This window comes from Micromonospora sp. NPDC005299, from assembly GCF_042872345.1.
Lineage (GTDB): Bacteria > Actinomycetota > Actinomycetes > Mycobacteriales > Micromonosporaceae > Micromonospora.
The window spans coordinates 130,398-142,025 of the sequence record NZ_JBIAKG010000009.1 but is presented as its reverse complement, the minus strand read 5'-3'; the positions used below and the strand labels follow the sequence as shown (position 1 = coordinate 142,025).

Genomic DNA, 11,628 nt, shown 5'->3' with positions numbered 1-11,628 from the left:
GGCCCGCTCCACGGGCGACACGCCGGGCAGGTCCTTGGCTCAGCGCGCGGCGGCGCATACGTTGCCCCGAAGAGATCAGTGGTTGACATCGCTCTAAGCCTCTAGTAGAGGGTGAGGGTTTCAGCCGTCGGAACAGCTGGGAAATGCTCCGCCGCTGGTCTGGCCAAGCCGTGTGGGGTCGGCCCATGCCAATCTCGAAGGGAAAGGACCGGAGATGACACCTCCGCACAACTACCTGGCGGTCATCAAGGTCGTCGGCATCGGGGGCGGCGGCGTGAACGCCGTCAACCGGATGATCGAGGTTGGGCTCAAGGGCGTCGAGTTCATCGCGATCAACACCGACGCGCAGGCGCTGCTGATGAGCGACGCCGACGTCAAGCTCGACGTCGGCCGGGAGTTGACCCGAGGGCTGGGCGCCGGCGCCAATCCGGACGTCGGCAAGAACGCCGCCGAGGACCACCGCGACGAGATCGAGGAGGTGCTCAAGGGCGCCGACATGGTCTTCGTGACGTGCGGCGAGGGCGGCGGCACCGGCACCGGGGGCGCGCCGGTCGTGGCCAACATCGCCCGCAAGCTCGGCGCGCTCACCATCGGCGTGGTCACCCGGCCGTTCTCCTTCGAGGGCAAGCGCCGCCAGGTGCAGGCCGAGTCCGGCATCGACGAGCTGCGCAACCAGTGCGACACGCTCATCGTGATCCCGAACGACCGGCTGCTCGCGCTCGGCGACCGCAACATCTCCATGATGGACGCCTTCCGCACCGCGGACCAGGTGCTCCTCTCCGGTGTCCAGGGCATCACCGACCTGATCACCACGCCGGGTCTGATCAACCTGGACTTCGCCGACGTGAAGAGCGTGATGAGCGGCGCCGGCAGCGCGCTCATGGGCATCGGCAGCGCCCGCGGCGAGAACCGCGCCGTGGAGGCGGCCGAGGCGGCCATCTCCAGCCCGCTGCTGGAGCAGAGCATGGACGGCGCGCGGGGTGTGCTGCTCTCCATCGCCGGCGGCTCCGACCTGGGCCTGTTCGAGATCAACGACGCGGCCCAGCTGGTCACCGACGCGGCCCACCCGGACGCCAACATCATCTTCGGCGCGGTCATCGACGACGCGCTCGGCGACGAGGTGCGGGTGACCGTGATCGCGGCGGGCTTCGACGGGGGCGCGCCCGCGTACAAGGCGGTCGAGCCGTCCCGCAAGACCAACCAGAACCCGCCGACGCAGGCGAACGCGCCGGTCAGCCCGCCGGCCACCATGCCGGCCCCGCAGCAGTCGCCGCGCCGAGTGCTCTTCGACGACGTCGACGTGCCCGACTTCCTCAAGAACGGGTCCTGAGCCGCGCCGATGACCGACTCACCGACCACGGTGCGACCCGACCGTCGCGCCGAGCTGGCGGCCGGCCTCGCCCGGGTCCGGGCCCGGATCGCCCACGCCTGCGCGGCGGCGGGCCGGGACCCGGGCGAGGTCACCCTGGTCGCGGTGACCAAGACGTACCCGGCCGCCGACGTGGTCGCGCTGGCCGGGCTCGGGGTGACCGACGTGGGGGAGAACCGCGACCAGGAGGCTGCCCCGAAGGCCGCCGAGGCGGCCGCCGCCGGGGCCGCGCCGCGCTGGCACTTCATCGGCCAGCTCCAGCGCAACAAGGCCCGTTCGGTGGTCCGCTACGCCGACGTGGTCCAGTCGGTCGACAGCGTGCGCCTGGCCACCGCCCTGGACGGCGCCGCGGCCGCCGGCCGGGACCGGCCGCTGGACGTGCTGGTGCAGGTGAGCGTCGACGGCGACCCCGCGCGCGGCGGGGCATTGCCGGACGCGGCCGACCCGGACCGGGGGCTCGGTGCGGTGGCCGCGGCGGTGGCCGGGGCCGGCGCGTTGCGGCTCGCCGGCCTGATGGCGGTCGCCCCGCTGGGCTGGGAGCCGGACCGGGCGTTCGCCCGGCTGGCCGAGGTGGCGGCGCGATTCCGCGCCGACCATCCCGGTGCGACGGTGCTCTCGGCGGGCATGAGCGGCGATCTGGAAATTGCGATCGGATACGGCGCGACACATGTCCGCGTCGGCAGCGCGTTACTCGGAATGCGCCCCACGCTGCGGTAGCCTGACCGCGAAAGAAGCAAATTACAGCAGTGTTGTTCAGGAACGGCGTTCCCGTAGCCGGGGGCCGTGGCGAGCGGACCGCGAATCGCTCGCCAGGGGATTGCCGATCCGGTCCGGTGGGCATCGTTGTCCACTCGTGATCAAGCGACACGGCATCGGGGGCGCGTGCCGCACGGCGGACGGAAGGGCGCGGGGATGGGTGCACTGCGCAAGGCGGGGGTCTGGCTCGGTCTCGTCGAGGAGGACGATGAGCGGGCGTACGAGGACGGTGGCTACGACAAGGGTGGCTACCGCGAGTCGCGCTACCGGTCGAGCCGCTACTCGGAAGAGTTCGCCGACGACGAGGACGACGAGTCCGAGGAGCCGCCGGCGAGCCGTGGCCGGGCCGGCGACCGGGGCCGGCTGACCGAGCGCGCGTCGAGCCGCGCCGTCGAGAACGATCGTGCCGAGGTGGAGCGGCCGGAGCGGGCCGAGCGGTCCAGCGTCCGGTCGATCACCCGCTCCGGCGCGGGCGAGACCTCCGGCGCGCTGACCTACCACACGCGCGACAACCTCGCCCTGGCGCCGCAGGCCCAGCCGCGCGAGCGGGCGGTGGTGCCCGAGGACGAGCAGCGCTACCAGATCACCACCCTGCACCCGACCACCTACCGGGAGGCGCGCACCATCGGCGAGCACTTCCGCGACGGCGTGCCGGTGATCATCAACCTCACCGAGATGGACGAGGCGGATGCCCGCCGGCTGGTCGACTTCGCTGCCGGGCTGGCGTTCGGCCTGCGCGGTACGATCGAGCGCGTGACCAACCGGGTGTTCCTGCTCTCACCGGCCAACGTCCAGGTCACCGCGGAGGACAAGGCCAAGATCGCTGAGGGCGGCTTTTTCAGCATGAGCTAGCCCGCACGACCGAGGGACGTCGCCTGCCGTGTTGTCGATCCTGTTCCAGGTGCTCTATCTGCTCCTGTATTTCTTCCTTCTTGTGCTGTTGGCCCGATTTGTCCTCGGCGCCGTCCTGGCCTATGGTCGCCGCTGGCAACCGGGCCGTGGAGCATCGGCGGGACTGGAAGTCGTGTGGAGCGTCACTGATCCGCCCCTGCGCGCGTTGAGGCGTGTGATCCCACCACTGCGAATTGGTACCGTGAGCATCGACCTGGCCTCCCTTGTGCTCCTGGTTATCCTGTTCGTGCTGATGGAGTTCGTGTTTAGGCGCCTGATCGTGGCCTTTGCCTGACCAGAGCGCTTTCGCGGCCGCAACTGACCCGAGGAGTTTCGATGCCGCTGACCCCGGCCGACGTCCACAACGTCGCCTTCAAAAAGCCGCCGATCGGCAAGCGGGGCTATGACGAGGAGGAGGTCGACGCCTTCCTGGACGAGGTCGAGCGCGAGCTCGCCCGTCTGATCGAGGAGAACAACGAGCTGCGCGCCCAGGTGGAGCGCGGCGGTCGGGGTGGCGCTCCCGCCGGCCCCGGCGGCGACGCCCGGCTCGCGGCGGAGCTCAACGACGTCAAGGCCCAGCTCGACCGGGTGCAGCGCGACAAGGCGGCCGCCGAGCAGGCGGCCCGCGCGATGCAGGCCGAGCTGGAGCAGGTCCGCGCCCAGGGTGGCCCGGCGGCCTCCGCCGCCGCGGACGGCGAGCAGCAGGCGCTGCGAGTGCTCATGATGGCCCAGCGCACCGCCGACGACCACGTGTCCGACGCCCGGCGCGAGGCCGACCAGCTGCTCTCCGAGGCCCGTTCCAAGGCCGAGGAGGTCACCCGCGAGGCCCGCGCCAAGGCCGACGCCCTGGAGCGGGACGCCCGCCAGCGGCACCAGGAGGCCATGGGCGGCCTGGACGCCAAGCGCACCGCGCTGCAGAAGCACATCGAAGAGCTCAAGCAGTTCGAGCGCGAGTACCGCACCCGCCTCAAGGCGTACCTGGAGAGCCAGCTGCGCGACCTCGACGGTCGCGGCCAGGGCCTCGAGGTCGAGATGAACCGCTCCGAGGGCACCCGTGCCGCCGGCGGCAGCAACGGCCTCGCCACCGCCGGCCTGGCCGGCTCCTACGGCGGCGGCGGCCGCACGGGCTCGCTCGAGTCCGGCCGCTGATCCCGGCGTCGGTGGTCGTCCCCGCGGCGGCCACCGACAACGCAGACCGACACGACGCGGCCGGGGGTGAGCCGTGATAGCCGCCAGCATCCTGCTCATCCTCGTCGCGGTCGTGCTCCTGGTGGCCGGGCTGGCCGGTGGGTCCAGCCCGCTGCTGATCACCTCGATCGCGGTCAGCCTGCTGGCCGCCGTCGCCCTCGTCGCGTTCGCCCGCCAGGCGGCCGGCGCAAGGGCCACGGCGGGCCGGGAGACCGGGCCGCGTCGCCGGACCGCAACGACCGGCCCGTCCCCGGACGAGCCGGAGATCCCGGTCCCGCACCGCACGTCGCCGGTCGGCACCGGTGGACCCGGGTGGCGGCAACCACCCGGGCCACCGGTGGCCGACCCGTTCGACCCGCCGGCCGCCGCGTACGGCCCGCCGGCCGAGCGGTTCGAGCCCGACCCGTTCGAGCCGGACCCGTTCGCGCCGCCGGCCGAGCCCTACTCGCCGCCCGCTCCCCGCGGCCCGTCCCGGGCCGAGACGGCCTCCGACGCGCCGACTCCCACGTCGCCGGCGCCGGACGGCCCGTTCGAGGGCGATCCGCCGGCCGAGTTCCTGACCGCCGGGGAGGTCGCGCGGCTGGTCCGGCTCGACGGCGAGGTCCGGGTGGTCGACGGCCATCCCCGCTTCCACCTGCCCGGCTGCCCTCAACTGGTGGGCCGGGTCGACGAGCCCCTGCCGGTCGCCGAGGCGGTCGGGCTGGGCTTCACCCCGTGCGGCCGCTGCGCGCCGGCCACCACGCTGCTCGCCGAGTCCCGGCCGCACTGATCATGGTGACCATGGACGACACGCTCACCGTCGCCGTACGCGTGAAGCCCGGCGCCTCGCGGGCCCGGGTCGGCGGCCGGTTCGACGGGCCGCACGGGCCGGCCCTGGTCGTCGCGGTGAACGCGCCCGCGGTGGACGGCCGGGCCACCGAGGCGGCCCGCCGCGCCCTGGCCGACGCGCTCGGCGTCCGGCCGGCGGCGGTCTCCCTGCGGTCCGGCGCGGCCAGCCGGGACAAGCTCTTCCTCGTTGAGCACCCGGCCCCCGGGCTGCCCGACGTGCTCCGGCGGCTCCGCGACGGATCGGCCGGGTGAGGACCCTCCGGATCGGCCGCGGATGACGCCGGGGCTCGATGTCGCGCTGCTGGTGGGCGCGGCCGTTCTGCTGGTCGCGGTGGGCGCGGTGCGCTTCTCCACCCGGCTCGGCGTGCCGAGTCTCCTGGCCTACCTGGCGCTCGGGGTGGCCATCGGCGAGGCCGGCCTGGGCATCCGCTTCGACGACGTCGAGCTGACCCGGGTGCTCGGCTTCTGCGCGCTCATCGTGATCATCGCGGAGGGCGGGCTGAGTGCCCGGTGGAGCACCCTGCGGCCGGTGCTCGGTCTGGCCGCCGCGCTCTCCACGGTCGGCGTGGCGGTCAGCATCCTGGTCGTCGGCGTGGTGGTGCACCTGCTGCTCGGCCTGGACTGGCGGCTGGCGTTGCTGTACGGGGCGGTGCTCTCCTCCACCGACGCGGCGGCCGTCTTCGCCACCCTGCGCCGGCTGCGCCTGCCGCCCCGCCTGGTGGCCACCCTGGAGGCCGAGTCCGGGATCAACGACGCGCCGGTCGTCATCCTGGTGCTGCTGCTGTCCCGGGCCGGGGTGGAGGCCGCCCACCCGTGGTGGTACGAGGTGCTCCTGGTCGGCTACGAGCTGGGCGTCGGCGCGGCGGTCGGGGTGGCCGCCGGGATCACCGGCCGGTACGCGCTGCGCCGGGCCGCCCTGCCGTCCTCCGGCCTCTACCCGATCGCGGTGGTCGGCTTCACGGTGCTGGCGTACGCGGCCGGCTCGGTGCTGCACGCCTCGGGCTTCCTCGCCGTCTACGTGGCCGGCGTCCTGCTCGGCAACGCCCGGCTGCCGCACCGGCAGGCCATCCTGGGCTTCGCCGACGGGCTGGCCTGGCTGGCCCAGATCGGCCTGTTCGTGCTGCTCGGCCTGCTGGTCTCGCCGAGCCGGCTGGACGCGGCGGTGCTGCCGGCGGTGGTCACCGGGCTGGCCCTGCTGCTGCTCGCCCGGCCGCTGTCGGTGGCGGTGTCCGCGCTGCCGTTCCGGTTCCGGCTGCGCGAGCAGCTCTTCCTCTCCTGGGCCGGGCTGCGCGGCGCGGTGCCGATCGTGCTGGCCACCATCCCGCTCTCGCTGCGGGTGCCGGGCGCCGACCGGCTCTTCGACGCGGTCTTCGTGCTGGTGGTGATCTTCACGTTGCTCCAGGCCGGGACCCTGGCGCCGGCGGCCCGCCGGCTCGGGGTGACCGCGCCGGCCGAGGCCGCGGAGATCCTGCTGGAGACGGCGCCGCTGGAGCGGATGCGGGCCGACCTGCTCCAGTTGGAGGTGCCGCCCGGTTCCCGGCTGGGCGGGGTGCACGTGGACGAGCTGCGGCTGCCGGTGGGCGCCTCGGTGACGCTGGTGCTGCGGGACGGGGTGGGCTTCGTGCCCGGCCCGGACACCCGGTTGAAGGTCGGCGACAGCCTGCTCATCGTGGCCACGGCGGAGGTACGGGACGAGGCGGAGCGGCGGCTGCGGGCGGTGAGCCGCCGGGGTCGGCTGGCCCGGTGGTTTGGCGAGTACGGCGAGGACCGGACCGGCTGATCTGCTAGCGTTCCCTTTGCCCCGATTGGTGGCAGTTCGGGGCTGAATCGCGGTGCGACGGTGCGGCACGTTGTCGGACGCCTGTACGTTCCGTATTCTTGCCACCCTCCGGAGTGCGCGGCCGCATCGCCGTGCGCCCGTTCTGTACATGGGGGACGCCCGTGCTGGCGACCCCCGCCCAGGCACGCTGACCGCCGCGGCACGCGGCTGAGGGAGCTGACGATGGCGAAGCCAGCCGACACCAGGACCGCCGGCCGTAAGCCGGTGGCGAAGGCCACCCGCAGCGCGGCGGAGACCGAGAAGATCCGGGCCGCCCTGGCGGCACGGCGGGACGAGCTCAACGCCGAGTACGATCAGACGCTGAGCGAGATCACCGAGCTGCAGCGCGACCGGCTGACCGACTCGGCCGGGGACGACCAGGCCGACACCGGCACCAAGACGTTCGAGCGTGAGCAGGAGATCTCTCTCGCCAACAGCATCAAGGAACGGATCACGCAGGTCGAGCGCGCCCTGGAGCGCCTCGACGAGGGTGGCTACGGCTGGTGTGAGCGGTGCGGCAACCCGATCCCGGTGGAGCGGCTCGCCGCCTTCCCGTCGGCCACCCTCTGCGTGAGCTGCAAGCAGCTGGAGGAGCGGCGCTGACGTCCGTTCCCCAGCCGCCGAACGGCAGACGGTGACCGCCACCGTCGCGAGCGTCGATGGGGAGCAGATGACCGCAGCACCGCCCGCCGGGTCCGGCACCGCCGAATCGGGCACCGGCACGCCCCGCCGCAAGGCGACCGGCCTGCTGCTCGGGGTCGCCCTGACCTCCCTGGTCGCCGACCTGGTCACCAAGCAGCTCGCGCTCTCGGAGCTCACCGGGCGCGGCCCGGTGTCGCTGCTCGGCGGGGCGGTCTACCTCAGCCTGACCCGCAACAGCGGCGCCGCGTGGAGTATCGGCTCCGACCACACCTGGGTCTTCCCGCTGATCACCCTCGGCGTGATCGCCTGGATCGCCTGGATGGCGCTGCGGCTGCGGTCGCTGCCCTGGGCCGTGTCGCTCGGGCTGGTGCTGGGCGGGGCGCTGGGCAACCTCACCGACCGGGTCTTCCGGGCACCCGGGCACTTCGTCGGCCACGTGGTCGACATGGTCAGCCTCTTCGACCCGTACGGGCAGGTCTGGCCGGTGTTCAACCTGGCCGACAGCTCGCTGGTCTGCGGCGTGCTGCTGGCGGTGTTCCTGGAGCTGACCGGCCGGCAGCGGGACGGCTCCCGGGCCACCGCCGCGCGGTCCGTCGCCGAGGCTCCCGCCGGGCAGCGGGAGCGCGCGTGACCTCCGCCTTCGCCGCCGGCGGCGACCACCGGTCCCTGCCCGTCCCGGACGGGCTCGACGGCATGCGGCTGGACCAGGCCGTCTCCCGGCTCTTCGGGCTGTCCCGGACGGCCGCGGCCGCGCTGGTCGACGCCGGGGACGCGCTGGTCGACGGCGCGGCCCGGCCCAACTCGCACAAGGTCAAGGCGGGCTCCTGGCTGGAGGTCACGCTGCCCGCGCCGGCCGCCCCGCCGACCGTGGTGCCGCAGGCCGTGCCCGGCCTCACCGTGGTCTACGCCGACGACGACATCGTGGTGGTGGACAAGCCGGTCGGGGTGGCCGCCCACCCCAGCCCGGGCTGGACCGGCCCGACCGTGATCAGCGGGCTGGCCGGGATCGGCCACCGGATCTCCACCAGCGGCGCCGCCGAGCGGCAGGGCGTGGTGCACCGGCTCGACGTGGGCACCACCGGGGTCATGGTGGTGGCCAAGAGCGAGCAGGCGTACACCGCGTTGAAGCGGGCGTTCAAGTACCGCGAGGTGGAGAAGCGCTACCACGCCGTGGTGCAGGGCCACCCGGACCCGCTGCGGGGCACCATCGACGCGCCGATCGACCGGCACCCGCACCACGACTACCGCTGGGCGGTGGTCTCCGGCGGCAAGCCGAGCATCACCCACTACGACACCCTCGAGGCGTTCCCCTCGGCCAGCCTGCTCGACGTGCGGCTGGAGACCGGGCGTACCCACCAGATCCGGGTGCACTTCTCCACGCTGCGGCACCCCTGTGTGGGCGACCTCACCTACGGCGCCGACCCGACCCTGTCCGCCCGGCTCGGGCTGAGCCGCCAGTGGCTGCACGCCCGCTCGCTGAGCTTCCTGCACCCGCGAACCGGCGACGAGGTCACCTTCGTCAGTGAATACCCGGACGACCTGGCCCGGGCGCTGGAGATCCTCAGCGACTGACCCGCCGATGAGCACCGACACCGAGCCGCCGCGCCGGTCGCGCACCACCGCGCTCACCTGGCTCGCCCTGGCCTGCGCGCTGGTGGTGCTGGTGGTCGCCGTCGCGCAGCGGCGGGACCAGCCGGTGGGGGACCGCACCGTGGGTGAGGTGACCCGGGTCGGGGTGACCGACGGCGATTCCGTCCCGGCCTACCTGCGCGCCGCCGCCGACGAACTCGGCCGGCTCGACGCCCCGGCGTCCGGCAGCTACGCCCTGGTGTCGTTCGCCGCGTACCTGACGCCGGCGCAGGTGGCCACCGCGCTGGGCGGCGCCCCGGTCTCCGCCGTGCTGGCCCGGGTGCCGGTGCCCGGGCGGCAGACCGAGATCGTCCGGATCGCCGCGTTGCGCGTCCCCGACGACGTGGTCGCGGGAATGGCCGAGGTGGCCGTGCGCAAGGACCGGGAGGCCGCCGACTACCGGGCCCGCGCCGCCGCCCCGGCGGCCACCGCCGATCCCGAGCTGCGCCGGGTGTACGACACCGGGGCCGTCGTGGCGGCGCGGGAGGCGGTCGGCTACCGGACGGCCTGCGCCTGCGTCTACGCCGCGGTGGTCCGGGACGCCCCGGACGCTCTGCGGGCGCTGGCCGCCCGTTCCGGCGTCCGCGCGGTCGACCCCGCCCCGGAGGTGACCCGGTTGGACCGCACGGTGTTCACCCCTCCGCTGCCGGAGCAGCGGGACGTGGCCCGGCCGCCGGCCGACACCGGGCTCGCGCCGAACGTTGGTATGGCCGATTCGTCGGAATCCGCACCGACGGTGACCGGATCCTCACCGGCCGCCAGCCGGCCCGCCGCCGGGGCGGGACCGCCCAATCCCGCTCCCACCTCCTGAGACGTGCAGGTGGAAGGCCTCGTGCCCGGCCCCGCGGTGAGGACAGGCACCGGGGGATGTGCGCGCCGGGGTGTGGTCCGAATAGGGTTTCGTTCGTAGCCTGTCAGACGGAGATCGATGGGCTGGGGGAGGGGCGAGGCCTTGGACGGCAGCGAGACCGGTTGGGGTCGGCAGGCTGAGCCGGCACCACGGTGGCGGGCGCTGCTCGACCGGGCCCGGCTCGGCGGTCGCGGCGCGGAGCATCCCGACGCCGACCACCGCCCCGAAGAACCCCCGCCGCCGACCCAGGAGCCGCTGCCCCGGCGCGGCGCGGGCACCGGCTGGACCGGCCGGGCGCAGGCCGTCGCCCACCCCGCCGACGCGTCTTTCGACGCCGATCCGGCCTACCGCGTCGAGGCGACCTACCGGGTGGAGCCGGCCTACCGGGTCGACCCGCGCTACGGCGGCGAGCCGGCCTACCGGGCGGAGCCCGCGTACCGCGCCGAGCCGGAGCCGCGCGCCGAGCCGTCCTGGCGCGCCGAGCCGGTCCACCCGCCGGAGCCGGGCTATCCCGAGCCGCAGGCGCGCGGTCGGGGCACCGCCTCGGTCGAGTCCCGGTACGCCCTGCTCGACGGCGGCTACCAGCCCGACCCGCCCCCGGCGGAGTCCCGCTACGCGCTGCTGGACCGGGGCCGCTACCGGCCGGAGACCCACCCCGCCCCCGAGCCGGCCCCGCCCGCCCCTGGCTACCCGGCCCAGACCGAGGCCTACCCGGCCCAGACCGAGGCCTACCCGGCCCAGACCGAGGCCTACCCCGCCCGGATCGAGCCCGCCCGGATCGAGCCCGCCCGGATCGAGCCGGCCCGGGTGGAGTGGCGCGCACCGGAACCGGAGACCGAGCTGGAACGGGCGGCCGGGGTGCTCCGCCGCGAGCTGGGTGGGCCCCGGGTGCTCGCCTTCGCCAACCCCAAGGGCGGGGTGCACAAGACCACCGCCACCGTGCTCGCCGCGGCCACCGTGGGCAGCATCCGCGGGCGCGGGGTGCTGGCCTGGGACGACAACGAGCTGCGTGGCACCCTCGGCCTGCGCGCCGGCAGCGCCCGGCACGCCCGCACCATCCGGCACCTGATCCACGACCTCGCGCAGATCGAGATCCTGGAGGGCGCCACCCTCCTGGAGCACCTCGACGACTACCTGCGGCACGCCTCCGACGGCTCGTACGACGTGCTGGCCGGCGAGGAGAGCCCGCGCTTCGCCCAGCGGCTGGACCAGTTCACCGTCAAGCGGGTGCTGGAGCTGCTGCGCCGCACCCACGACGTGGTCTGCGTGGACACCGGCAACAACGTGGAGAGCCCCAACTGGCGCACCGTCATGCAGGCCGCCGACCAGCTCGTGGTGACCACCGTGCCCCGGGAGGACGCCGCGTTCAGCGCCGACTGGATGCTCGACCTGCTGCACGAGGAGGGCATGGGCGAGCTGGCCGACAACGCCGTCACCCTCATCTCCTGCCCCACCCCCGGTCGTACCGCGCTCCAGGACGACCTGGAGCGGCACTTCGCCACCCGGACCCGGGCGGTGGCCGTGGTGCCCTACGACCCGGCGCTGGAGACCGGCTCCTCGATCGAATATCACCAGCTCCAGGCGGAGACCCGGCAGGGCTGGCTCAAGGCCGCCTCGGTGATGCTGGAACCGTTCGGCCGCTGACCGCCACCGCCG

General features: G+C 74.3%; 13 protein-coding genes. All 13 read left to right on the top strand.

Annotated features, from left to right (window positions below; translation table 11 throughout):
• The first annotated feature begins 214 nt into the window (after nt 1-214).
• Nucleotides 215-1,330 (top strand): cell division protein FtsZ, encoded by a 1,116-nt coding sequence (gene ftsZ, locus ACFYPD_RS24425; RefSeq protein ID WP_387117716.1) that lies wholly within the window; start codon nt 215-217, stop codon nt 1,328-1,330.
• A gap of 9 nt (nt 1,331-1,339) precedes the next feature.
• Nucleotides 1,340-2,086 (top strand): YggS family pyridoxal phosphate-dependent enzyme, encoded by a 747-nt coding sequence (locus ACFYPD_RS24420; protein WP_387117713.1) that lies wholly within the window; start codon nt 1,340-1,342, stop codon nt 2,084-2,086.
• Between the two features lie 195 nt (nt 2,087-2,281).
• Complete coding sequence (locus tag ACFYPD_RS24415; protein ID WP_387117710.1) at nt 2,282-2,977, top strand: cell division protein SepF; 696 nt, start codon at nt 2,282-2,284, stop codon at nt 2,975-2,977.
• Between the two features lie 28 nt (nt 2,978-3,005).
• Nucleotides 3,006-3,311 (top strand): YggT family protein, encoded by a 306-nt coding sequence (locus ACFYPD_RS24410; RefSeq protein WP_387117707.1) that lies wholly within the window; start codon nt 3,006-3,008, stop codon nt 3,309-3,311.
• A 41-nt stretch (nt 3,312-3,352) separates the two neighbouring features.
• Nucleotides 3,353-4,165 carry a DivIVA domain-containing protein gene (locus ACFYPD_RS24405; protein WP_387117704.1) on the top strand — a complete coding sequence of 271 codons (813 nt, stop codon included), beginning with the start codon at nt 3,353-3,355 and terminating at the stop codon, nt 4,163-4,165.
• Nucleotides 4,166-4,238: 73 nt separating this feature from the next.
• On the top strand, nt 4,239-4,973 hold the full coding sequence (locus ACFYPD_RS24400) for a hypothetical protein (RefSeq protein WP_387117701.1): 735 nt from the start codon (nt 4,239-4,241) through the stop codon (nt 4,971-4,973).
• A gap of 2 nt (nt 4,974-4,975) precedes the next feature.
• A complete protein-coding gene (locus ACFYPD_RS24395; RefSeq protein ID WP_387117698.1) occupies nt 4,976-5,284 on the top strand; it encodes a DUF167 domain-containing protein in 309 nt (102 codons plus the stop codon).
• 22 nt (nt 5,285-5,306) lie between these two features.
• Nucleotides 5,307-6,812, top strand: coding sequence for a potassium/proton antiporter (locus ACFYPD_RS24390; protein WP_387117695.1), 1,506 nt, complete (start codon nt 5,307-5,309; stop codon nt 6,810-6,812).
• A gap of 222 nt (nt 6,813-7,034) precedes the next feature.
• On the top strand, nt 7,035-7,454 hold the full coding sequence (locus ACFYPD_RS24385) for a TraR/DksA C4-type zinc finger protein (RefSeq protein WP_091268039.1): 420 nt from the start codon (nt 7,035-7,037) through the stop codon (nt 7,452-7,454).
• Between the two features lie 67 nt (nt 7,455-7,521).
• Entirely contained in the window at nt 7,522-8,124 is a 603-nt protein-coding gene (gene lspA / locus ACFYPD_RS24380) for a signal peptidase II (RefSeq protein WP_387117692.1), read from the top strand.
• The gene (locus ACFYPD_RS24375) at nt 8,121-9,065 is read left to right on the top strand and encodes an RluA family pseudouridine synthase (RefSeq protein ID WP_387117689.1); all 945 of its coding nucleotides are present in this window, start codon (nt 8,121-8,123) and stop codon (nt 9,063-9,065) included. Before lspA ends, ACFYPD_RS24375 begins: the two co-directional genes overlap by 4 nt.
• Before the next feature lie 7 nt (nt 9,066-9,072).
• Nucleotides 9,073-9,933, top strand: coding sequence for a hypothetical protein (locus ACFYPD_RS24370; protein WP_387117686.1), 861 nt, complete (start codon nt 9,073-9,075; stop codon nt 9,931-9,933).
• Nucleotides 9,934-10,050: 117 nt separating this feature from the next.
• Nucleotides 10,051-11,616, top strand: coding sequence for an AAA family ATPase (locus tag ACFYPD_RS24365; protein WP_387117683.1), 1,566 nt, complete (start codon nt 10,051-10,053; stop codon nt 11,614-11,616).
• The last annotated feature ends 12 nt before the right edge of the window (nt 11,617-11,628 follow it).

Excerpts from the sequence above, each read along its gene's own strand:
- lspA (WP_387117692.1), top strand. The coding sequence starts at position 7,522 with ATGACCGCAGCACCGCCCGCCGGGTCCGGCACCGCCGAATCGGGCACC.
- ACFYPD_RS24395 (WP_387117698.1), top strand. The coding sequence starts at position 4,976 with ATGGTGACCATGGACGACACGCTCACCGTCGCCGTACGCGTGAAGCCC.
- ACFYPD_RS24415 (WP_387117710.1), top strand. The coding sequence starts at position 2,282 with ATGGGTGCACTGCGCAAGGCGGGGGTCTGGCTCGGTCTCGTCGAGGAG.
- ACFYPD_RS24370 (WP_387117686.1), top strand. The coding sequence starts at position 9,073 with ATGAGCACCGACACCGAGCCGCCGCGCCGGTCGCGCACCACCGCGCTC.
- ACFYPD_RS24365 (WP_387117683.1), top strand. The coding sequence starts at position 10,051 with ATGGGCTGGGGGAGGGGCGAGGCCTTGGACGGCAGCGAGACCGGTTGG.
- ACFYPD_RS24390 (WP_387117695.1), top strand. The coding sequence starts at position 5,307 with ATGACGCCGGGGCTCGATGTCGCGCTGCTGGTGGGCGCGGCCGTTCTG.
- ACFYPD_RS24385 (WP_091268039.1), top strand. The coding sequence starts at position 7,035 with ATGGCGAAGCCAGCCGACACCAGGACCGCCGGCCGTAAGCCGGTGGCG.
- ACFYPD_RS24405 (WP_387117704.1), top strand. The coding sequence starts at position 3,353 with ATGCCGCTGACCCCGGCCGACGTCCACAACGTCGCCTTCAAAAAGCCG.
- ftsZ (WP_387117716.1), top strand. The coding sequence starts at position 215 with ATGACACCTCCGCACAACTACCTGGCGGTCATCAAGGTCGTCGGCATC.
- ACFYPD_RS24420 (WP_387117713.1), top strand. The coding sequence starts at position 1,340 with ATGACCGACTCACCGACCACGGTGCGACCCGACCGTCGCGCCGAGCTG.